Genomic DNA, 22,324 nt, shown 5'->3' on the forward strand with positions numbered 1-22,324 from the left:
TTCCAGCGCAGGCATCCAAGCCACGGAGGTCCGATGCACGACGAGCACGCGATACCGAACCCTGACGAGTCCGCGACCCCTGAAGACTCCGCCGACGGCACCTCACGGCGCGCCGTGCTGCGCACCGCGGGCATCGCCGGAGCCGGGCTCGGTCTCGGCGCCCTCGCCGGCGGTACGGCGCACGCCGACGCCCCGCAGGGCGCGCCCGCCGCGGCGGCCACGGCCGCCGAGGCACCGCCGCGCAAGGGCAAGACCATGGTCGGCGTACCGTTCGAGCGGCGTTCCACGGTGCGGGTGGGCATCGTCGGGCTCGGCAATCGCGGCGGCAGCATGATCGACCTGTTCCTGGCGGTCCCGGGGGTCAAGGTCGTCGCGCTCTGCGACCCGGTCAAGGACAAGACCGCGGCCGCCGCGAAGAAGGTCACCGCCGCGGGCCAGCCCGCCCCGGCGACGTACACCAAGGGCGATCACGACTTCGAGAACCTGTGCAAGCGCGGGGACATCGACTTCGTGTACGTGGCGACGCCCTGGGACTGGCACTTCGACATGGCCAAGACCGCCATGCTCAACGGCAAGCACGTCGGCGTGGAGTGTCCCGTCGCCCTCCAGCTCGACCAGCTGTGGGAGCTGGTCGACCTCTCCGAGCGCACCCGCAGACACTGCATGCAGCTGGAGAACTGCTGTTACGGCAAGAACGAGATGCGTGTCCTGCGCATGGCCCATGCGGGCAAGTTCGGCGATCTGCTGCACGGGGCGGGCGCCTACAACCACGACCTGCGCGGCCTGATGTTCGACCCGGACTACTACGAAGGCCCCTGGCGGCGCCTGTGGCACACGCGGCTGCGCGGCGACCTCTACCCCAATCACGGCTTCGGCCCGGTCTCCAACTACATGGACATCAACCGCGGCGACCGCGTCACGCACATCTCCAGCTTCGGCACGCCCGCCCTCGGTCTCGCCGAGTACCGCAAGGCGCACATGCCCGCGGGCGACCCGAGTTGGAAGGAGACCTATATCGAGAGCGACCGCACCATCAGCCTCGTCCAGACGGCGAAGGGGCGGGTGATCCGCCTCGAACACGACGTCAGCACCCCGCACCCCTACTCCCGGATCAACAGCCTCGGCGGCACCAGGGGCGTCTTCGAGGACTACCCCGAGCGCATCTACATCGAGCCGGACCACACGAACGACGAGTGGGGCGACTTCGGCAAGTACGCCGAGGAGTTCGACCACTGGCTGTGGAAGGAGCACGCGAACCCGCCGGGCGGGCACGGCGGCATGGACTACATCATGGTCTTCCGTCTGATGCAGACCATGCAGCTCGGCATCGTGCCCGACTTCGACGTCTACGACGCCGCGACCTGGACGTCGCCCGTCCCCCTGAGCCATCTGTCGATCAAGGCGAAGGGCGCGCCGCAGGCGATCCCGGACTTCACTCGCGGGCTGTGGAAGAAGGCTCGGCCGGGAGTGGACTCTCAGAAGCCGAAGGCGTAAGGGACTTGGGCCCGGCGGCGCTCTCATCGGCGCTGCCGGGTTCCTTCGCCGGATCCGCCGACTCCCCCTGTTCCGTCTGTTCGGGCACGAAGGCGATCTCCCCGGCCAGGACCTTCTTGGCCCGCGCCGTGTCCAGTGCGCCCTCCCAGCGCGAGACCACGAAGACGGCCACGCAGTTGCCGAGGAGGTTCGTGGCGACGCGCATCGCGTCCATGATCCGGTCCACGCCGAGCAGCAGGGCGACCGCACCGGCCGGGATGACTCCGAGCGCGGAGGCGGTCGCGGACAGCGCGAGGAACGCCGAACCGGGCACGCCCGCCATGCCCTTGCTGGTCAGCATCAGGACGAGGACGACCGTGATCTGCTGGCCCAGGCTCAGGTCCACGCCGACGGCCTGCGCGATGAACAACGTGCCGACGGAGAGGTAGATCGAGGCGCCGTCGAGGTTGAAGGAGTAGCCCGTCGGCAGGACCAGGCCCACCGCGTCGTCGCGGCAGCCGGCCTGGCGCAGCTTCTGCATCATGCGCGGCATGACGGCCTCGCTGGAGGCCGTGCCGAGCGCGAGGAGCATCTCCTCGCGCGTGTAGCGGACGAACTTCCACAGGCTCAGGCCGGTCAGGGCCTTCAGTGCCACGCCGAGCAGGACGAGGAAGAGCAGGGCCACCGCGTAACAGACGCCGATGAGCTTGCCGTAGGTGGTCAGAGCGCCAAGGCCGTACTCCCCCACCAGGTGCGCGGTGGCGCCGAACACGGCGAGCGGCGCCAGCTTCATGATGAAGCCGACGATCGCGAAGACGATCTCCTGGCCCTGCTCGATGGCGGGCAGGATCGCGGGGACCTTGCTCTGGCCCAGGTGCAGCAGGGCCGCGCCCACCAGGCAGGACAGGACGAGGACTTGGAGCAGTGAGTTCTCGGCGAAGGCGCCGATCGCGCTGTCGGGCAGCGAGTGCAGGATGAACTCGCTGGTGGAGGGCAGCTCACCGCCGCCGGTCTTCTCGTCGACGGCGGACGCGTCGAGCTTGGAGGGGTCGACGTTCATGCCGGTGCCGGGACTGACGAGGTTCCCGGCGAGCAGGCCGACGACGAGGGCGACCGTGGTGGCGACCTCGAACCAGATGAGGGCCTTGATCCCGATGCGGCCGAAGGCCTTGAGGTCTCCGGCCTTGGTGATGCCGGCGACGACCACGCAGAACACGAGCGGGGCGATCATCGCCTTGATCAGACGTACGAAGCCGTCGCCGAGCGGTTGGACGGCTGTGCCCGCGTGGGGCCACAGCCGTCCGACGACGACTCCGATCACCAGCGCGCAGGCGACCTGCGCGAACAGTGAGGTTCGCAATGTGCGTGCTACGCGTCGCGGTATGGACGGTACGGACTGCGGCACGGGCACTCCTGTAGTGAGGCTTCAACTTACTTCTGCCATACGGAAATTTCTTTCCGCGAGGCGCCACTATGGTGGAGTGACCGCTTCCGCAAAAGACCTACAGATCACATCGGCGCAAATCTTGGATCTTGCTCCAAACCGCGGGGTTCGGCGGAGGGCTCAGCAGCGCGGACGGTTCACCGTCAGGGCCCCCTGCTCGGTGGCGAGGGTGCGGTCGTAGCAGCCCCCGTCGCTGTACACCCGGTAGCGCTCACGAGAGGTGCCGACGGCATGCCGGTCCTCGCGCGGGACGTTGGCGGTGTACGTCGCGTCGCCTTCGTAGCGGTCGTCGGTGACCGTACGGGCGGTGCGCCGGCCGTGGTCCGTGCGCACGGTTTCCGCGCGGTCGCCCAGGTCGATCTCGGTGCGCAGCCGGTCTCCGGCGCCGAGCGTCGTCGTGCCGTCCATCGTGTACGTCCGGTCGGTGCGGGTGGCGCGTCCGTCCGTGGTGACCGTCTCGCGGTCGCTCCAGGCGGACGTGAGCGCGTCGGTGGACTCGCCCTCGGTCCAGCGGTGCACGGAGGTGTTGGCGAGGGCGCGCGTGACGGTCGTCTTCACGCGGCCGTGGGAGGTGTCGACGTATCCCGAGACGCTGAGCCGGTGGCCGCCCTTGGTGTCCAGGCGGTGCTGCCGCTCGGGCGAACCGGGCGTGTACGTCGCCTTGTTGGCGAGGTCACCTGCCTGGTGCGCGGTCAGCTTGCCGGTGACGTGCTCGCTCTTCTCGTCCTGCCAGACGAGGATGTTGGTGGGCGTGTGCCAGCCGGCCGTGGCCCCCGGACGGCCCGCGACGGACACTTCCGCCTGGTGCGGGCGGCCGTCGTTGAGGAGCCCGGCGAACGGTGTCAGGTCGTACTCGATGGGCTTGATGTCGAAGGCGCGGGGCCCGGGGATCACGTACCACAGGAAGGGGTTGGACCAGCCGCCCGTCCACACGGTCGGGAAGGGCGTCGCGATCCCGGCGAGTTTGCCGTCGACCGTGACCTGCACCTCGCGGTAGGGTCCGTCCTCCGCCTTGCAGGAGTACGGCGCGGCGTCCGGGACCGTGAGGTACCAGTACTCCTCGCAGCCTCCGCCGGAGCCGGTCGCGTAGACCTCGGCGACGATGCGCTCGCTGTTGCGCGGGGTGGTGAGGGTGGTGCCGTCGCCCAGCGGCAGGACGCGGTCCGGGGGGCGACTGCTTGCGCTTGCCGTCGCCGCCCTTCGGCGCCTTCTGCGCCTTCTGCGCCGCGTAGAACGTCAGGGTCGCCTTGACGTCGATGACGCCCGTGTACGTCTCGTTGACGACGTTCCCGATGAGCATCTCTACCCGCTGGTCGCGCCCCAGGGTCTCGCGGTAGCGCGTGACGTCCTTCTCCACGGACCAGGTGATGCCGTCGACGGACGGCTCCGGGGTGGACGTGCGGAAGACCTCGACGCCGCCTATGCGCAGATAGCCGAGGCGGTCGTACTGCCTCCCCTTGACCTTGCCGTCGAGGCGCAGGACCACCTTGCCCCAGTTGCCGGGGCCGCACTTCCCGGGCGGGCTGTAGGCGCCCTCGTAGGGCGTGAAGTCCTTGAACTGCGCCTCGGCCACGGTCACTTCGCACGACGTGGTGTGCGGCTTCGTGACGGGCGGCGCTGCCGTGATCGGGTCGTGCCAGTCGTTGCCGAACTCGGGTGGGGGCGTGTCGGCCGCCGCCGGGCCCGCGCTGAAGAGTGTGCCCGCCGCGAGGATGACCCCGGCGAGCATGGACATGACGCGTCTTCTCATGCGGGATTCTTACGGGGAGCCGAGGATCACCGCAATGCGTTCCGGAGAGCCCGGCGGGGCGGCGCGGGCGGGCGCTGAGTCAGGCGGCGCGGGCGGGCGCGGAGCAGGGCGGCGCGGGCGGGCGCGGGGTCAGGCCTTCAGGTTCGCCTTGTCGCCCATCACCACGACCGGGTGCTGCTTGGGGTCGAGGTTCTTCAGGAGATACGCCATGCCCTGCTTCGACAGGCTCACGCAGCCGGACGTGCCGCTGCCGTGGTCCATGTGCAGCCAGATGCTGCCGCCCTTGGACTGGCCCTGCGGACGGGTCGGGTCGTTGGGTGGGGTGCCCTTGGCGCGGTTGTAATCGATGGCGATGACGTAGTCGAAGTCGTGCCAGTGCGACTTGGCCCAGTAGTGCGGGGCCTGCATCGACTCGCTCCGGGTGTACGGGAGTGCGGCCCCCGGATCGGCGAGGACACCGCCCGCGTCGCTGAGCGTGTAGACACCGACGGGGCTGCGCTTGTCGTTCTCGCGGTGGTCGGTCGTCCAGCCCTTCTTGCCGTTGTGCGCGGCCCAACTGCGGGTCTTGTCCCAGGTCGAGCCGGACTTCGTGTACAGGACGACGGTGGAGTCGGCCGAATCCTCGCCCTCCCCGTACACGGCGACGACCTGCCGGGAGTTCGCGGGGATCTTCTCCTGGAGCCGGTCGCCCACCTCGGGGATGCGCTTGAGGTCGGTCGTCGGCTCGGCCCCCTTGGCCTGGTCCGTGCCCGCGCCCTTCTTTCCTCCGGAGTCCGCCCCGTCGTCCGCACTTCCGCAGGACGTGAGAAGAACACCGCAGGCCGCGAAGGCAGCCACCGCTCGCACCGCACCAGCTATACGCATCCGTCCATGGTCGCACCCGGTTCACGCGAGCCGTCCCGACGCCCGGCCCGCGGCGGAGAAGGGGCCGAATCTTTACTCTCCGACGGAAAATCGTTTGCCTCGCACCACCGTCCGAGGCGAACCTTTCACGGCCTGTTACCGCTGCTCGCCGCCCTTTCCGCGGCGCCCGTTCACCCCCTCCTGTCCGTCCACCACCGTCCGTCCACCACCGTCCGTCCACCATCGTCCGTTCATGACCGCCCGTTCACGCCGGCACGCTCCGCCGAACCGACGGTCCGCCTCCGAGACACCGACCCCGGGACGTCACTCGTCATGCAGATTCGCGATCTACCGTTCACCGACCCGGGCATGCCGGATGCCCGATCGGGCCCTCACTTCCTGCGCTGGCTCGGGCGGAACCAGCTCGGCGGCCAGCTGAAGTCGCTCGCCTGGGGTCTGCTGCACTTCGGCTCCATCGCGGTGCTCCCCTACCTCGTCGGCCTCGCCGTGCAGGCCGTGATCGACCGTGACGGGGGACGGCTCGCCATGGCGGGCGCGGTGATGACGCTGTTCGGCATCGCCATCGCCCTGGGCGACACCATGCTGCACCGCACGGCGGTCACCAACTGGATCACCGCGGCCGCGCGCGTCCAGCAGCTGCTCGCCCGCAAGACCGCGCAGCTCGGCTCGGCCCTCACGCGGCGCGTCGCCGCCGGTGAAGTGGTCGCGGTATCCACCGGTGACGTCGAGAAGATCGGCTGGTTCGTGGAGGCGGTCTCGCGGTTCGCGGCGGCCGCGCTCACGGTGGTGCTCGTCTGCGTGGGCGTGGTCATCTACCAGCCCGCTCTCGGCATCGTCGTCGCCGTCGGCGTCCCGGTGCTCGCGCTGGCCGTCCTTCCGCTGCTGCCGCGCGCCACCCGGCGGGCCGACCACCAGCGGGAGAAGGCCGGGCGGGCGACCGAACTGGCCTCGGACACCGTGGCGGGCCTGCGGGTGCTGCGGGGCATCGGCGGCGAGGACCTCTTCCTCGACCGCTACCGCCGCGCCTCGCAGGAAGTACGTACGGCCGCCGTGCGCAGCGCCCGGATGTGGGCGGTGATCTCGGCGGTCCAGGTGCTGCTGCCCGGGCTGCTCCTGATCGTGGTCGTCTGGCACGGCGTGAACCTGGCCCGCGAAGGACGCATCACCATCGGCGAACTGGTCACCGTCTACAGCACGATCACGCTCATGACGTACCCGCTGCGGCACTTCGAGGAGATCGCGATGGCGTACAGCTTCTCGCGCCCCTCCGCCCAACGCGCCGCCCGGGTCCTCTCGCTCCAGCGCACGACGCACGCGGGGAGCGAGCAGCAGGACCGTACGGAGACCCCCTCGGGAGATCTCTACGACCCGGCGACCGGGCTCCTCGCCCCCGCGGGCCGCTTCACCGCCGTCGTGTGCGGCGACCCCGACGAGGCGGGGCGGCTCGCCGAACGCCTCGGCGGGCACGCCGCGTTCGACGACGCGGAGGAACTGCCCTCCGTGCTCCTCGGCGGGGTGGCGCTCGACGAAGTCCCCCTCGCCACCGCCCGCACGGCCGTCCTCGTACAGGACAAGGACCCGGTGCTGCTCTCCGGCACGCTGCGCGGCCTCCTCGACGTACCCGCGTCGGGAGCCGTCGACGCCGACGAGGCCCTCCGGGCCGCGCAGTGCGCCGACGTCCTGGACGCCCTTGCGCAGGCCTCGGTGGACGAGGCCCCGCTGGACGCCCATGTCACCGAGCGTGGACGCTCCCTGTCGGGCGGCCAGCGCCAACGGCTCGCGCTGGCGCGGTCGTTGATCACCGACCCCGAGGTCCTCGTGCTCGACGAGCCGACCTCCGCCGTCGACTCGCACACCGAGGCGCGGGTCGCCGACGGCATCAAGGGGCTGCGCAAGGGCCGTACGACCGTGGTCCTCACGTCGTCGCCGCTGCTGCTCGACCGGGCCGAGCGCGTGGTCTTCCTGCACGAGGGCGAGGTCGCGGCGGTGGGCGAACACCGCGCGCTGGTGCACAGCGAGCCGCGCTACCGGGCCGTCGTCACACGCGAGACGGACGAGGAACAGGCGTCACAGGCACAGAAGCAGACGCAGACAGAGACACAGACGCAGAACGGCGTCCGGGCCGGCATCGGGTCCGGCACGGCAACCGACATCAAGACCGGGATCGACATCGAGGAGACGGCATGATCGGCCTGGCGCCACCGGAGTACGACCCGGCGGCCCCGACCACCGCGGACACCCTGCCCGTAGGCGCACCCGCGACGGTCGGTGCCTACATACGCGAACTGGTCAAGCGGCATCGCAAGGCCTTCGCCCTGCTCATCACGGTCAACACCTGCGCCGTGATCGCCTCCATGGCCGGTCCCTACCTCCTGGGCGATCTGGTCGAGAACGTCTCGGACACCGCACGCGACCTCCATCTGGGGCGCACCATCGGGATCTTCGCCGTCGCCCTCGTCGTGCAGGCCTTCTTCGTCCATCAGGTACGGCTGCGCGGCGCGATGCTCGGCGAGCGGATGCTGGCCGATCTGCGCGAGGACTTCCTCGTCCGCTCGGTGGGGCTGCCGCCGGGCGTGCTGGAGCGGGCCGGGACGGGCGATCTGCTGTCACGGATCACCACCGACGTGGACCGGCTCGCCAACGCCATGCGCGAGGCGGTGCCGCAGCTCGCGATCGGCGTGGTGTGGGCCGCGCTCCTGATCGGCGGGCTCGCGGTGACCGCGCCTCCGCTGGCCCCCGCCATCCTCATCGCGGTGCCGCTCCTTGTCGTCGGCTGCCGCTGGTACTTCAAGCGGGCGCCCTCGGCCTACCGCTCGGAGGCCGCCGGGTACGCCGCCGTCGCCGCCGCACTCGCCGAGACCATCGACGCGGGGCGGACGGTGGAGGCGCACCGGCTCGGGGAGCGCCGCGTGCAGCTGTCCGAGCGCCGCATCAAGGAGTGGACCGCGTGGGAGCGGCACACTCTCTACCTGCGCTCCGTCCTCTTCCCGGTCATCACCTTCACCCACACCGTCGTCCTCTGCTCCGTCCTCATGGTCGGCGGCGTGTTCGTCCTGCAGGGCTGGATCAGCGTCGGCCAGCTGGCCACGGGCGCGCTGATCGCGCAGATGCTGGTCGATCCGCTGGGCATCATCCTGCGCTGGTACGACGAGCTGCAGGTGGCCCAGGTCTCGCTCGCCCGCCTGGTGGGCGTGCGGGACATCGAACCGGACGCGGGCGACGCATCCGTCGCTCCCGACGGCCGCGACGTGCTCGCGGACGACGTGCACTTCGGCTACCGCGCGGGCGTCGACGTCCTGCGCGAGGTGTCCCTGGCCGTCGAGCCGGGTTCGCGCGTCGCCCTGGTCGGCCCGTCCGGCGCGGGCAAGTCCACGCTCGGCAGGCTGCTCGCCGGGATCTACGCCCCGCGGGACGGCCACGTGACGCTGGGCGGGGCGGAACTGTCGGCCATGCCCGCGGAGGATGTCCGCGCCCATGTGGCGCTGGTCAACCAGGAGCACCACGTCTTCGTGGGCTCCCTGCGCGACAACCTCCTGCTCGCCAGGACGGGGGCGCGGGACGCCGAGCTGTGGGCGGCGCTCGGCGCGGTCGACGCGGACGGCTGGGCGCGGGCTCTGGGCGAGGGCCTGGACACCGAGGTGGGCTCGGGCGGCTTCGCCCTCACCCCGGCGCAGGCCCAGCAGATCGCCCTGGCCCGGCTGGTCCTCGCCGACCCGCACACGCTGGTCCTGGACGAGGCGACCTCGCTCCTTGACCCGCGCGCGGCACGCCATCTGGAGCGCTCCCTCGCGCGCGTCCTGGACGGCCGCACGGTCGTGGCCATCGCCCACCGGCTGCACACCGCGCACGACGCGGATGTCATCGCCGTGGTCGAGAACGGCCGCATCAGCGAGCTGGGCAGCCATGACGAGCTGGTGGGGGCAGGGGGTGCGTACGCGGCGCTGTGGCGGTCCTGGCATGGATAGGCCGCCTGACGACGCGGTGAGCGGCCGTCGGACGCTGCTGAAGCGCCTGCTGCCGGGCGAGGCCGTGGACGAACTGCCCGTGATCCAGGGCCAGTTCCACCAGGTCGTGATCGGCTCGGACCGGGTGGTGCGCTTCGCCCGTACCGAAGCGGCAGCCGCCCGGCTGAGTTCGCGGGCAGCGGTGCTGCGAGTGCTCGCCGATCTCGACCTCGGCTTCCGCACACCGGAGCCCCTGCTCACCGGCGGCGGCGCTCCCGGCACGGACGAACCGCCGTACCTGGTGCTCGGCCGGATCCCCGGTGCGCCCCTGACGGGCGACGTGCTCAAGCGCCCCGAGGTGGCCGAGTCGGTGGCGGCGCAGTACGCCAGGCTGCTGGCCGCGCTCGCCGACGCGGGCACCGGCGCGGACGTACGGGCGGCGCTGCCGCATGCGCACGAGGACGAGTGGCGGCGGTTCGCGGCGGACGTGCGCGCGGAGCTGTTCGGGCTCATGTCCGACGCGGGGCGGCGGCGCGCCGAGCGGGAGCTCGCGGCCCTCGATGCCCTTCCCCACCTCACCGGGGCGGTGGTGCACGGCGACCTCGGCGGGGAGAACGTGCTGTGGCAGGACGCCGACGGGTGGCCGCGGCTCAGCGGAGTGGTCGACTGGGACGAGGTCGCGCTCGGCGACCCGGCGGAAGACCTCGCGGCGATCGGCGCGAGCTACGGCCGGGAGCTGATGGAGCGGGTGCTCGCACCGGGCGGCCGGTCGGCGGCGGACGACGGGATCGCCGCGCGCGCCGCCGCGCTCCAGGGCACCTTCGCCTTGCAGCAGGCGCTGTCCGCGTACCACGACGACGACGGGGCGGAGCTGGCGGACGGCCTTGCGGGATACGTGTGAGGGGCGGCTGCCCGGCCCCTGTGCAGGAGGGCCGGGCAGCCGCCCCTCCCCTCAGATGAAGTTCAGCGCGGCCGCGCCGCCCACTCCCCCGAGCAGCATGAAGGCCGGCATCAGGACCTTGAGCTCGATCCAGCTGCCCGCCCTGAACCGCATCAGCTTCGGCGGCCCGAGGGGGTACCAGCGCTTGCGCCCGATGGGGATGGGCCACAGGATCGGACAGCCGGAGACCGTGAGCGCGTCCCCGATGTCGTGCACCAGGGCGCCGAGCACGATCGGCAGCCCCAGCCAGAGGTACTCCTGCCCCGGAGCGGTGAACAGCCAGTCGGCGCCGTTGCCCGGCTTGTCGAGCACTCCGGCCAGGATCCAGGCGCTCGTCGCGGCCAGCAGCCACACCAGGACATCGCTGCTCGACCCGCGCGCGGCCCGCCACAGCAGGCCTTCGATGGCGAGCACCATGTGGATGAAGAGCAGCGCCAGGACCGCCCAGCGGCCGCCGAAGATCGCGAGGGCGGAGGCGCCCGCCCCGATCAGGACCGCCCACAGCCAGGTGTGCGTGAGGGTGCGGTGTCCCCCGGAGCGGCTCGGGTCACCCGGCTTGCGCGTCGCCTTGTAGACGGCCGCCGAGAGCTTGTCGACGATCTCGCACAAACCACGGGAGATGGGGCCGAAGGCCCGCGAAATGGTCGCCGACTTGTGGTCGAGGTCGGGTGCGAGCGCCGCCCCGGCGCAGATCAAGGCTCCGACGAGGAGAACCGGCCAGGGCATCGTGTGCCCCGCCGCAGCCGCGGCCGCTCCGACGCCGAGCCAGGCCGCCGCCCCCGACAGTGAGTGTGCCGGACCCATCATGACTGTTCCCCGCCCCATTCCCGTTGTACTGACGTGTACTGACGCTCCGTTGGCGACTCAGCGTAGCGTTCATGATCTTCGTACGGACCGCCGGTTCCCTCATCGGGTGAGAACCGGTTCCCTGATCGGGTGGGAAGAGAGGCAAGATGGGGGTGTGACACTTATTGATCAGCTGCCGCCGGATGCCGACCCCGATGCCCTCTTCGAAGCCTTCTCCACGTGGGCCGAGGAGACAGGGATCACCCTCTATCCGGCTCAGGAGGAGGCGCTGATCGAGGTGGTCTCAGGAGCCAACGTGATCTTGTCCACGCCCACCGGCTCCGGAAAGAGCCTGGTCGCGGCGGGTGCGCACTTCACCGCGCTGGCCCAGGACAAGGTCACCTTCTACACCGCTCCGATCAAGGCGCTGGTGTCGGAGAAGTTCTTCGACCTGTGCAAGCTCTTCGGCACCGAGAACGTCGGCATGCTGACCGGCGACGCGTCCGTCAACTCCGACGCGCCCGTCATCTGCTGCACGGCCGAGGTCCTGGCGTCGATCGCGCTGCGGGACGGCAAGGACGCCGACATCGGCCAGGTCGTGATGGACGAGTTCCACTTCTACGCCGAGGGCGACCGCGGCTGGGCCTGGCAGATCCCGATCCTGGAACTGCCGCAGGCGCAGTTCATCCTCATGTCCGCGACGCTCGGCGACGTCTCGATGTTCGAGAAGGACCTGACGCGCCGCACGGGACGCCCCACCTCGGTGGTCCGCTCCGCGACACGCCCGGTCCCGCTCTCGTACGAGTACCGCCTGACGCCCATCACGGAGACCCTCACCGAGCTCCTGGAGACCAAGCAGGCGCCCGTCTACATCGTCCACTTCACGCAGGCACAGGCCGTCGAGCGCGCGCAGTCGCTGATGAGCATCAATATGTGCACCCGTGAGGAGAAGGACAAGATCGCCGACCTGATCGGCAACTTCCGCTTCACCACCAAGTTCGGCCGCAACCTCTCGCGGTACGTGCGCCACGGCATCGGCGTGCACCACGCGGGCATGCTGCCCAAGTACCGGCGGCTCGTGGAGAAGCTGGCCCAGGCCGGTCTGCTGAAGGTCATCTGCGGCACGGACACCCTCGGCGTCGGCGTCAACGTCCCGATCCGTACGGTCCTGTTCACCGCTCTCACCAAGTACGACGGCACGCGCGTACGGACGCTGCGTGCCCGCGAGTTCCACCAGATCGCGGGACGCGCGGGCCGCGCGGGCTTCGACACGGCGGGCCTGGTCGTGGCGCAGGCGCCCGAGCACGTCATCGAGAACGAGAAGGCCCTCAACAAGGCGGGCGACGACCCGAAGAAACGCCGCAAGGTGGTGCGCAAGAAGGCACCCGAGGGCTTCGTGGGATGGACCGAGGCGTCGTTCGAGAAGCTCATCGCCTCCGAGCCCGAGCCGCTGACCTCCCGTTTCCGCGTCACGCACACCATGCTCCTCGCGGTGATCGCCCGCCCGGGCAACGCCTTCGAGGCGATGCGGCACCTCCTGGAGGACAACCACGAGCCGCGCAAGCAGCAGCTGCGGCACATCCGGCGCGCCATCGCCATCTACCGCTCGCTCCTCGACGGCGGTGTGGTCGAGAAGCTCGACGAGCCGGACGCCTCGGGCCGCATCGTGCGCCTGACGGTCGACCTGCAGCAGGACTTCGCGCTCAACCAGCCGCTTTCGACCTTCGCCCTGGCCGCCTTCGAACTGCTCGAACCGGAATCCCCCTCGTACGCCCTGGACATGGTGTCCGTCGTCGAGTCCACCCTCGACGACCCGCGCCAGATCCTCGCCGCCCAGCAGAACAAGGCGCGCGGCGAGGCCGTGGCCCTGATGAAGGCGGACGGCGTCGAGTACGAGGACCGCATGGAGCGGCTCCAGGACATCACGTATCCCAAGCCGATGGAGGAGCTGCTCTTCCACGCGTACAACACCTACAAGACGAGCCACCCGTGGGTCGGCGACCACCCGCTGTCGCCCAAGTCCGTCATCCGTGACATGTACGAACGGGCGCTGTCCTTCACGGAGTTCACCTCCTTCTACGAACTCGCCCGCACCGAGGGCATCGTCCTTCGCTACCTCGCCAGCGCGTACAAGGCGCTCGAGCACACCATCCCGGACGACCTGAAGTCCGAGGACCTGGAAGACCTCATCGCCTGGCTGGGCGAGATGGTCCGCCAGGTCGACTCCAGCCTCCTGGACGAGTGGGAGCAGCTGGCCAACCCCGAGGTCATGACCGCCGAGGAGGCCCAGGAGAAGGCCGACCAGGTCAAGCCGGTCACCGCGAACGCCCGCGCGTTCCGCGTCCTGGTGCGCAACGCCCTCTTCCGCCGCGTCGAGCTCGCCGCCCTCGACCACGTCGAGGAGCTGGGCGAACTGGACGCCGATTCCGGCTGGGACGCGGACGCCTGGGGCGCGGCCATGGACAAGTACTGGGACGAGTACGAAGACCTCGGCACCGGTCCCGACGCGCGCGGCCCCAAGCTGCTGCTCATCGAGGAGGACACGGAGCACGGTCTGTGGCGCGTCCGGCAGACGTTCGCCGACCCGAACGGCGACCATGACTGGGGCATCAGCGCGGAGGTCGATCTCGCGGCTTCCGACGAAGAGGGCCGCGCCGTCGTCCGGGTCACGGACGTCGGCCAGCTCTGACCGCCGGCCGCTGAGCGCCGAGCACTGACCGCTGACCGCTGACCGCTGACCGCCCGAGTTTTCCCCGTCCTGACTGGAGTCGAGGAACCGTCATGAACAATCCCGCCGACCGGCTGGTCGACCTGCTGGACCTGGAGCAGATCGAGCTCAACATCTTCCGTGGCCGCAGCCCGCAGGAATCCCTGCAGCGGGTGTTCGGCGGGCAGGTCGCCGGGCAGGCCCTGGTGGCCGCCGGGCGTACCACCGAGGGCGAGCGCCCGGTGCACTCGCTGCACGCGTACTTCCTGCGGCCGGGCCGTCCGGGCGTGCCGATCGTCTACCAGGTCGAGCGGGTGAGGGACGGGCGCTCCTTCACCACACGCCGTGTCACCGCGGTCCAGCAGGGCCGCACCATCTTCAACCTCACGGCCTCCTTCCATCAGCCCGAGGAAGGGCCCTTCGAGCACCAGCTGCCGCCGCGCATCACGGCACCCGACCCCGAGTCGCTGCCGACGGTCGCCCAGGAGATCACCGAGCACCTGGGCGAGCTCCCCGAGCAGCTGGAACGCATGGCCAGGCGTCAGCCCTTCGACATCCGCTACGTCGACCGGCTGCGCTGGACCCCCGAGGAGATCAAGGACGCCGAGCCGCGCAGCGCCGTCTGGATGCGCGCGGTCAGCCCGCTCGGCGACGATCCGCTCGTCCACACCTGCGCGCTGACGTACGCCAGCGACATGACGCTCCTGGACGCCGTCCGCATCCCGGTGGAGCCGCTGTGGGGCCCGCGGAGCTTCGACATGGCCTCCCTCGACCACGCCATGTGGTTCCACCGCCCCTTCCGCGCGGACGAGTGGTTCCTGTACGACCAGGAGTCCCCGATCGCCACGGGTGGCCGGGGTCTCGCGCGCGGCCGTATCTACGACATCGAGGGCAGGCTGCTCGTCTCGGTCGTACAGGAAGGGCTCTTCCGGGCCTACGGGGAGCGGCACATGGACGGGCGCCCGTCGACGGGGGCTTGAGCGAGACAGTCGCCCCGGGCGAGGGAAGCAGGGGGGCGGCAGGCAGGGCGGTCGGGAGGCAGGGGGTCGGGAGGCAGGGCGGCCGGGAGGCATAGTGGTCGGGTCGGCCCCGTCAGTCGACCAGCAGCACCAGCTTCCCTCGTACGTGACCGCCCTCGCCGACGCGGTGCGCCTCCGCGATTCCGGCGAGCGGGAAGGTCCGCGCAACGGGCAGGGAGAAGCGCCCGGCCTCGATCAGGCCCCCGATCCCGGCGAGTGCGTGCAGCGCGCGGCCGCTGTCCCCGCGGCTGAACGTCACCCCGTACTTCTGCGCACCGGCGAAGTCGGCGAGCGTCACGACGTGCTCCGGGCCGCCCGCGAGCCCGATCAGCTCCGGCAGGACATCGCTCCCCGCGACGTCGAGCGCCAGGTCGACGCCGTCGGGCGCGAGGCCGACGGCGTCGGGTGCGAGCGCGCGCACCCGCTCGGCTAGGCCCTCTCCGTACGAGACGGGCTCGGCTCCCAGTGAGCGGAGGTAGTCGTGATTCGCGGGACTTGCGGTGCCGATCACGCGTGCACCCCGCGCCACGGCGAGCTGGACCGCGGCGCTGCCGACGCTTCCGGAGGCGCCGTTGACCAGGAGTGAGCTGCCGCTCCCGACGCCGAGCTGGTCGAGCGCGCGGGTGGCCGTCTCGACGGCGGCCGGGAGTGCGGCAGCGCCGGGGAAGTCGAGCGACGGCGGGATCGGCGCGTAGTGGGCCAGCACCGCCAGCTCGGCCTGGGCCCCTTCCTCGGCGGTGAAGCCGAACACGCGATCGCCGACTGCCACGTCCGTGACGCCATCGCCGAGCTCGTCGACCACGCCCGCCGCCTCGTATCCCATGGCCTGCGGCAGCCCTTCGTCCATCAGGCCCCTGCGCTTCTTCCAGTCGCTGGGGTTGACGCCGGCCGCGCGGACGGCGATCCGGATCTGGCCGGGCCCCGGATGCGGGTCGGGAAGATCCACGAGTTCGAGGACCTCCGGGCCCCCGAACTCGGCGAAACGAGCCACCTTCATCGTTCACTCCGCATCGTTCACTCCGCTCTCGACAGGTGTGTGGCTCGAACCTACGCGGCAGCCGTGGATCAACCGAGCTTGATGAGCCCGTGCGCGTCCCAGAAGCCGCAGCGGTGATCTTCGGCGAAGGAGCGGGTCACACGGGAGCCGGACAGCTGGAACTGGAGCACCGCGGGGCGGTGGCCCGGACGGTACGCCGGCCAGGCTGAGCGCGGTGCCGGTTTCCCGGTGCTGACGAATGCTCCCCAGTCGTCGCGCATCTCGCGGGCCAGCTTCTGCTGACGGGCATTGAGGCCGGTGAGGAACTTCTGGGAGCCGTCGGAGCGGGTGAAGTCGAACAGATACTCCAGCTCCGTCGTGTGGTAGGCGCCCCAGGCGAAGCCCGGCGTCTCGGCCTCGGCGGGGGCCGTGAAGTCGTTGAACTCGTAGGCGTACACCGTGGTGTGCCGGGCCAGCGCGTTCTCGATCTTCCAGGCACGGCAGACCCGGTCGGTGTCGGAGGCGATGGCGCCTGCCGCGTCCGCGGGTTCCATGGTGGCGTACCGCTCGGACACTTCGTCCGCCAGCGCCGGATACGTGCGGTCGATCCATGCCTTGAGCGAGGCGTCGGTGGCGGGCTGGCTGATGCCGGGGTAGGGGCGGTTCTCGTCGTGCGTGTTGCCGACGAGGACCGGGACGCGGGTGAACCGGCCTTGCTCGATGGCCTGTTGGGGATCGCGCGGGAGTGCCGTGCCGCCGATGGTGGGGGTGCCGGGCGGGTTCGGCCGGTCGATGAGGGCGCTCACGCTCTTGCCGCGAAGGCAGGCGAGCGTCGCTGTCCTGGACTGTTCCTCCCCGCAGCCGACGGCATCGGCGAAGGAGGTCCCCGCGCGTTCCCGGGGCGCGAGTGCGTCGGCGTTACAGGCGCCGCTCTGGATGACGGCGCGCTGGAACAAACCGGCGGCCTGCTGCGAGGTGAGCAGCCTGCAGACCGCGCGGCCGCCCGCGGACTGGCCCGCCACGGTCACCTGGCGCGGATCGCCCCCGAACGCCGCGGCGTTCTTCCGCAGCCAGCCCAGTGCGGCGATCTGGTCCTGGAACCCGAACTGCCCCGAGGTCCGGTCGGGTGAGGCCGCGCTCAGCTCGGGCAGGGCAAGGAATCCCAGCCAGCCCAGTCGGTGGTTGACCGTGACCACCACACTGCCCGTCTCGGCGGCCAGCTTCCGGGCGTCGTACTGGCTGCCGGAGCCGTTGATGCCACCGCCGCCGAAGATCCAGTACAGCACCGGTGCCTTGCCTGCCCGTGCGGCCACCGTATCGGGGCGCCACACGTCCAGGTAGAGACAGTCCTCCGCCTCGGACCGGGGCCCGTTGCTGTTCTCCGTCTGGGGACAGACGGGGCTGGGGGCGCGGCCTTCTCGTACGCCCTTCCAGGACCGGGGCGGTTGAGGCGGCTGCCAGCGGAGGTTGCCGGTCGGGGCGGCGGCGTAGGGGATCTTGCCGAAGAAGTCGACGTGGGGGTGGTTGTTGGTGCTGTTGTTGGTGCTGGTGCGGTTGTTGGTGTGGGTGTCGTCGGTGTTGGTGTTGGCTTTCGCGGCTTCTGTGAGTCGGCGTCCTTGGATGCGGCCTTGCTGGGTGCGGACGGTCGGGGAGGTGGCGACGGCGGCGGGAACGGCAACAGCAACGGCCTGACGGGGGCTCACCGGATCGGCTCGGGCCGGTGTGGTGGTCGGTGGCGCGGCGGCCGTGGCAAGGGTGACGCCCAGCAGTGCGGCGGTGGTGGCGAGCAGGCGGCGGCTGCGCGTGAGCGGCGCGGATGAGTGTCTCACCGGGTCCTCTCCAGAGCGGATACGGCGGGGGCGGAGGGGTGCGGGACCGGGGTCCGGGCAGGAGTGGCCCCGGTCCCGCACGCGGGGAAGCCGATATACGGCTGGCTCTCGTCGGTCAGGGCGTCACTTGGCGGCCGGCAGCTTCACCTCGCCCTGGTTGAAGACGCGCGGATGGAAGTAACCGGCTTGGATCTCGGCGTTGGTGTTGTTGCCCCGTAGCTGCTCGGACCAGATCATGAAGTACGACCAGCGGGTCTGGCTGTTGAGCAGCGAGGAGTTGGGGACCTTGCCCATCTCCGCCAGAGCGATCGGCTTGCTGCCCGCGATGCTCTGCAGCTGCTGGTAGTCGGCCGTGCTCGGGTAGTTCTTGTACCAGACGTCGAGCGACGCGACGTCGACGTAATTGTTCCCGGGGTAGTAGTTGGCCCAGCCGCCCGCCGGGTTGTCCTGCACGTTCCACACCCAGATGAGGTTGTTCAGGCCCTTGCCCACCAGGTAGTCGTGGGTGATCTGGTAGAGCCGTGCGCCGCCGTTGGCTCCGGGACGGTTACCCCACCAGTTCCACTTCTCGTTCATCTCGTGCAGCGGTCGGAACAGGACGGGGACGCCGGCCGACTTCAGCTGCTGCAGATACGGGACGACCTCGTCGAGCCGACGCTTCCAGGCGTTGTTCAGCGACGTGCCGTCGGTGACGATCTGCGAGAACTGGGCGTCGGAGATGCTGGACTTGACGCCGCCCTCGAACTCGCAGGAACTGCCCATGGTCGGCGGGCAGACATGCCAGGTCAGCGACACGAGCGAGCCGTTAGCCCACTCCGTCTTGGCCTGGTCGACCACCCGCTGCCGATTGGCGACGTCCTCGGCCCGGAACATCAGGTCCCCGCCCCACAGGCCGGGGTACTGCCCGGTGACGTCCTTGACCTGCTGGGTGTACTGGCCGGGATTGCTCGCGGGCTCCTTGTTGTGCTGACCGGAGACGATGTTCGAACCCGCGATGGAACGCAGGTAATTGATCACCTGCTGCTTGGAGCTGCCGGGGAAGGCCTGAGCGGTGTCGGGACTGAGGCACAGCGCCAGGAGCGCGGCTGTGACAAACGCGGCGATGCGTTTTCTGCGCATGGGAAAGCCCCTCTGTCGGGGACGCGAACCGGAGCGGCCCGCGGTCGATCGCACACTCTGCACACCGGGGACAACGTTGTCTAGATGTCTGTCATATTAAGCAAAGGTTTAGTAAAGCACTCTGGGCGTGCTGACATTGAGGGCGAAAGCAAACTGGACCGGTCTATGGACGAGGCCAGGGAGTTCTGTCTAGGTTGTGCGCCAAGGTCGGCGGATCGCGGGGCACGACAACCGCCACAACAGGGGCGTCCCGCACGTCGGAGACGGGGATAGGGTCAACATCGTGGTGACTGCCCGCACGCTGCCGCGTGACCTTCCGCTTCCGGCCGACCGACGCCCGCGTACACGGCTGGAGCGCCCATGAGTGAGCAGAGGCTGACCATCCGGGATGTCGCGGCCCGCGCGGGGGTGTCACGGGCCGCCGTCTCGCTGGCCTTCAACAACAAACCAGGAGTGTCGGAGGCGACCCGGACCCGGATCCTGGAAGTCGCCCGGTCGATGGGATGGGAACCGAACCTCTCTGCGCGTGCGCTCAACAAGCAGGGGACGGGCACGATCGGCCTTGCGATCAGCCGGCCGGCACGACAACTCGGCCTCGAACCCTTCTACATGGAGTTCATCTCCGGCCTGGAAAGCGTGGTGTCCGACCACTCGGGCGCTCTCCTTCTGCGCCTGGTGAAGAACCCGGAGGAGGAGATCGAACTCCAGCGCCGCTGGTGGCGGTCCGGGCAGATCGGCGGCTCGGTCCTCGTCGACTTCCGTGAGAACGACCCTCGCGTACCCGTCCTTTCGCAGCTCGGCATGCCCGTCGTCGCCGTCGCCCATCCCTCACTGACGGGGCCGTTCACGTCGCTGTGGACCGACGACACCACCGCCATCACGGAAGCGGTGCGCTACCTCGCGGCGTTGGGACACCGGTCCATCTCCCGCATCGGCGGCACGGCCGAACTGGGGCACAGCGTGATCCGCGCCGCCGCGTTCACCGCCGCGATGGCCGACCTGGGACTTCCGGAGGGCCGTCAGCTGGCCACGGACTTCTCCGGAGAGTCGGGCGCACGGGCCACGCGCTCGCTGCTCGCGGCAGCCGAGCGGCCCACCGCGATCATCTACGACAACGACTTGATGGCCGTCGCCGGGCTGTCCGTCGCCGCCGAGATGGGCCTGCGCGTCCCCGCCGACCTCTCCCTGCTGGCCTGGGACGACTCGCAGCTGTGCCGGCTGACCCACCCGCCGCTCTCCGCGATGAGCCACGACATCCACGCATTCGGCGCGGACGTCGCCCGCACCCTCTACGAGGTCCTGTCCGGCAAGCACGTCGCTCCTCACCAAGTACCCACACCAACCTTCACCCCACGGGGTTCCACGGGACCGCCACCGAAACGCCAGGCCGACATCCAGAGAGGGACGGGGCAATGACCAAGGACGAGGACACGAACGGCCACCGCGACCAACTGCTCGCCGAAGCCGTTCGGCTACGCGCGGACGGTCGCCGCGAGGAGGCGCGGGAACAACTGCTCGCCCTGTGCGATCAGTTCCCCCTGGACCCGGAGGTGGCCTACCAGACCGCGTGGGTGCACGACGCGCTCGGCCTGGAGGCCGAGGCCGTGCCGCACTACGTGCGCGCGGTCGAAGGACCTGACCCGGGTCTGTCCCCCGATGACCGCCGGGGAGCGCTCCTGGGCCTGGGCAGCACCTACCGCGTCCTGGGCCGCTACCCGGAAGCCGTGACGACCCTGACCGACGCGGTGGCCGAGTTCCCCGACGACGCCGCGCTCAAGACCTTCCTGGCCATGGCGCTCTACAACACCGACCGGACGCACGAAGCGATGCAGATCCTGCTGACCCTGCTCGCCGACACCAGCCAGAACCCCGACATCGCCACCTACCGCCCCGCGATCGAGCACTACGCCAAGAATCTCGACGAGACCGTGTGACCGCGCAGAGGCGCTACCCGCGGCTGATCGGCTAGCGCGCCCGCCTGGCTACGAGCCTCTCCGTCGCATCCACTTCAGCAGGCCCCGCGGCTCCGGCGCCCGCTCCTTCGTCTCCTCGTGGGGTAGAGCGGCGGGCGGTGCCGCGTGGTCCGGCGCGGGTTCCTCACGGGGCTCGGGAGCGGGGTCGTCCGGCTGTGGTGCGGGCCGTGGCGCCGGGCGTTCGCCGCGGGCCCGGGAGAGGCTGATGGTCAGGTTCGCCCGCAGCCAGCGGATCTCGTCCGGGTCGTCCGCTGTCGTGATCCTCTGAATGATCAGTCCCGCCGGTGATTCGGGTGCGCCCTGGCTGAAGGACCCCGGCATGAGCCTGCGCACGTAGGCGCGTTCGTACGGGTCCCTGATGAGCTCCGCGATCTGCACCGGGTCGAGCAGGGAGGCCACCGCCGCGGCGCGCTCCCAGGGGTCGTCGCACTGGCGCAGCAACGCTCCTGCGTGGCGGCCCCGCCAGTTCCGCGCCCGCAGGTCGACGCCCGCATCCAGTTGGGCGCGGAGCGTGCCGGAGGCGCGACCGGTGAGCAGGCCGGCGTTGGTCTCGGAACGGGCGAACTGACTTAGTTCCTCGGCCAGATACAGCCAGACGACCGCTCGATACCGGTTCAGATAGAACTTCACCGGCGTGATGAAGCCCGTCCGCGTGAGCCGGGTGAACCGGGCCGTGGAGATGTCCATGAGGGCCGCGCCCTCGGTGGTCCCCACGGCTCTGATGCGCTCCAGCCATGCCTCGGGAAAACCCTTCCCGGCACGGACTCGCTCGATCTCCTCGCGTGTGACGCGGCGCCGTCCGCCGACGGTGTCGCCGACGGTGCGGATGCGCCCCAGCATCACGGCGAGCTCGAACTCGCCGCGTTTGAGCCCCAGTTCCCGTGCCGCATGGCCTTGCGTGACCGAGGTCTGCGCTGCCGGGCCGACGGCTTCCTGCGTGATCGTGTGACCTGCCATGGTGGTTCTCCCCCGTGAGGCGTCTTTGCTCTCGGGAAAAACCGTAGCGCGATCACCGCAATCCGCGCCGACCCTGTGGATAACTCTCACCGCGTCGGCGTTTCAGCAGGTCAGACGGGTTAGAGGTCCACTATCGATGTCCGTTCCGGCTGCCGGGCGCCCACGCCGAGGTGCTCGCCGACTCGATTGACGAGCAGCGTCATCTCGTACGCGACCTGGCCGATGTCCGCCTCCGCGGAGCTGAGGACGCACAGGCAACTGCCGTCACCGGCCGCGGTGACGAACAGCACCGCGTCATCGAACTCGATCATCGTCTGGCGGACGTTGCCCGCCCCGAAGTGCCGCCCCGATCCCTTGGCCAGGCTGTGCAGACCCGAGGAAACCGCGGCGAGGTGCTCGGCGTCCTCCCGTTTGAGCTCCGAGCTCGCCGCGGTGACCAAGCCGTCGTTGGACAGCACCAGCGCATGCCGCACGGGCTCCATACGCTTGGTCAAGTCGTCGAGCAGCCAACCGAGCCCCGCGTTCTGCACCATGTTCCCGTCT

The 22,324-nt window shown here is 70.2% G+C and carries 16 protein-coding genes and 1 pseudogene; 8 read left to right on the forward strand and 9 right to left on the reverse strand.

Annotated elements, in window-relative coordinates:
* The first annotated feature begins 33 nt into the window (after positions 1–33).
* Positions 34–1,494 carry a Gfo/Idh/MocA family oxidoreductase gene (locus tag ABZ906_RS10020; RefSeq protein ID WP_361379843.1) on the forward strand — a complete coding sequence of 487 codons (1,461 nt, stop codon included), beginning with the start codon at positions 34–36 and terminating at the stop codon, positions 1,492–1,494.
* On the opposite strand, the gene ABZ906_RS10025 is transcribed toward ABZ906_RS10020, so the two are convergent.
* From ABZ906_RS10025 to ABZ906_RS10035, 3 genes and pseudogenes are all read right to left on the reverse strand, one after another.
* Positions 1,433–2,878 carry a cation:dicarboxylase symporter family transporter gene (locus ABZ906_RS10025; protein ID WP_361379845.1) on the reverse strand — a complete coding sequence of 482 codons (1,446 nt, stop codon included), beginning with the start codon at positions 2,876–2,878 and terminating at the stop codon, positions 1,433–1,435. The two genes, ABZ906_RS10020 and ABZ906_RS10025, sit on opposite strands and share 62 nt — an antisense overlap.
* 159 nt (positions 2,879–3,037) lie before the next feature.
* Positions 3,038–4,667: pseudogene (locus ABZ906_RS10030) on the reverse strand (peptide-N4-asparagine amidase).
* Positions 4,668–4,796: 129 nt separating this feature from the next.
* Positions 4,797–5,531 (reverse strand): L,D-transpeptidase family protein, encoded by a 735-nt coding sequence (locus ABZ906_RS10035; protein WP_361182734.1) that lies wholly within the window; start codon positions 5,529–5,531, stop codon positions 4,797–4,799.
* Between the two features lie 312 nt (positions 5,532–5,843).
* Here ABZ906_RS10035 and ABZ906_RS10040 point away from each other — a divergent pair, with 312 nt between their 5' ends.
* The 3 genes from ABZ906_RS10040 to vph are packed head-to-tail and all read left to right on the forward strand — an operon-like array spanning position 5,844 to position 10,376.
* On the forward strand, positions 5,844–7,718 hold the full coding sequence (locus ABZ906_RS10040) for an ABC transporter ATP-binding protein (RefSeq protein WP_361379849.1): 1,875 nt from the start codon (positions 5,844–5,846) through the stop codon (positions 7,716–7,718).
* Complete coding sequence (locus ABZ906_RS10045; RefSeq protein WP_361182737.1) at positions 7,715–9,496, forward strand: ABC transporter ATP-binding protein; 1,782 nt, start codon at positions 7,715–7,717, stop codon at positions 9,494–9,496. The genes ABZ906_RS10040 and ABZ906_RS10045 overlap by 4 nt, the downstream gene beginning before the upstream one ends.
* Entirely contained in the window at positions 9,489–10,376 is an 888-nt protein-coding gene (gene vph / locus ABZ906_RS10050) for a viomycin phosphotransferase (RefSeq protein ID WP_361379852.1), read from the forward strand. Before ABZ906_RS10045 ends, vph begins: the two co-directional genes overlap by 8 nt.
* Positions 10,377–10,427: 51 nt before the next feature.
* Here vph and ABZ906_RS10055 read toward each other — a convergent pair whose 3' ends face one another.
* Complete coding sequence (locus ABZ906_RS10055; protein ID WP_361182741.1) at positions 10,428–11,222, reverse strand: metal-dependent hydrolase; 795 nt, start codon at positions 11,220–11,222, stop codon at positions 10,428–10,430.
* On the opposite strand from ABZ906_RS10055, the gene ABZ906_RS10060 reads away from it, so the two are divergent.
* Together ABZ906_RS10060 and ABZ906_RS10065 are read left to right on the forward strand one after the other, a co-directional pair.
* Positions 11,221–13,890 (forward strand): DUF3516 domain-containing protein, encoded by a 2,670-nt coding sequence (locus ABZ906_RS10060; RefSeq protein WP_361182743.1) that lies wholly within the window; start codon positions 11,221–11,223, stop codon positions 13,888–13,890. The genes ABZ906_RS10055 and ABZ906_RS10060 overlap by 2 nt on opposite strands.
* 92 nt (positions 13,891–13,982) lie before the next feature.
* The gene (locus ABZ906_RS10065; protein WP_361379855.1) at positions 13,983–14,888 is read left to right on the forward strand and encodes an acyl-CoA thioesterase II; all 906 of its coding nucleotides are present in this window, start codon (positions 13,983–13,985) and stop codon (positions 14,886–14,888) included.
* A gap of 112 nt (positions 14,889–15,000) precedes the next feature.
* Here the strand turns inward: ABZ906_RS10065 and ABZ906_RS10070 are convergent, their stop codons facing one another.
* The 3 genes from ABZ906_RS10070 to ABZ906_RS10080 all read right to left on the reverse strand — a co-directional run bounded on the left by ABZ906_RS10070 (position 15,001) and on the right by ABZ906_RS10080 (position 18,851).
* Positions 15,001–15,924: an NADP-dependent oxidoreductase gene (locus ABZ906_RS10070; RefSeq protein WP_361379858.1), complete on the reverse strand. Its 924-nt coding sequence runs from the start codon at positions 15,922–15,924 to the stop codon at positions 15,001–15,003.
* Positions 15,925–15,992: 68 nt separating this feature from the next.
* Positions 15,993–17,732 (reverse strand): carboxylesterase family protein, encoded by a 1,740-nt coding sequence (locus ABZ906_RS10075; protein WP_361379861.1) that lies wholly within the window; start codon positions 17,730–17,732, stop codon positions 15,993–15,995.
* A gap of 123 nt (positions 17,733–17,855) precedes the next feature.
* Positions 17,856–18,851 (reverse strand): glycosyl hydrolase, encoded by a 996-nt coding sequence (locus tag ABZ906_RS10080; protein ID WP_361379864.1) that lies wholly within the window; start codon positions 18,849–18,851, stop codon positions 17,856–17,858.
* Between the two features lie 360 nt (positions 18,852–19,211).
* Here ABZ906_RS10080 and ABZ906_RS10085 point away from each other — a divergent pair, with 360 nt between their 5' ends.
* Positions 19,212–20,267 (forward strand): LacI family DNA-binding transcriptional regulator, encoded by a 1,056-nt coding sequence (locus ABZ906_RS10085; RefSeq protein WP_361379867.1) that lies wholly within the window; start codon positions 19,212–19,214, stop codon positions 20,265–20,267.
* Positions 20,264–20,785, forward strand: coding sequence for a tetratricopeptide repeat protein (locus ABZ906_RS10090; protein ID WP_361379870.1), 522 nt, complete (start codon positions 20,264–20,266; stop codon positions 20,783–20,785). The genes ABZ906_RS10085 and ABZ906_RS10090 overlap by 4 nt, the downstream gene beginning before the upstream one ends.
* A gap of 48 nt (positions 20,786–20,833) precedes the next feature.
* Here ABZ906_RS10090 and ABZ906_RS10095 read toward each other — a convergent pair whose 3' ends face one another.
* On the reverse strand, positions 20,834–21,781 hold the full coding sequence (locus tag ABZ906_RS10095) for a DUF6397 family protein (RefSeq protein ID WP_361379873.1): 948 nt from the start codon (positions 21,779–21,781) through the stop codon (positions 20,834–20,836).
* Positions 21,782–21,900: 119 nt separating this feature from the next.
* A complete protein-coding gene (locus tag ABZ906_RS10100; protein WP_361182754.1) occupies positions 21,901–22,314 on the reverse strand; it encodes a roadblock/LC7 domain-containing protein in 414 nt (137 codons plus the stop codon).
* Positions 22,315–22,324: the final 10 nt, after the last annotated feature.

This window comes from Streptomyces sp. NPDC046925 (genome assembly GCF_040644915.1).
In the GTDB taxonomy this organism is placed as follows: domain Bacteria; phylum Actinomycetota; class Actinomycetes; order Streptomycetales; family Streptomycetaceae; genus Streptomyces.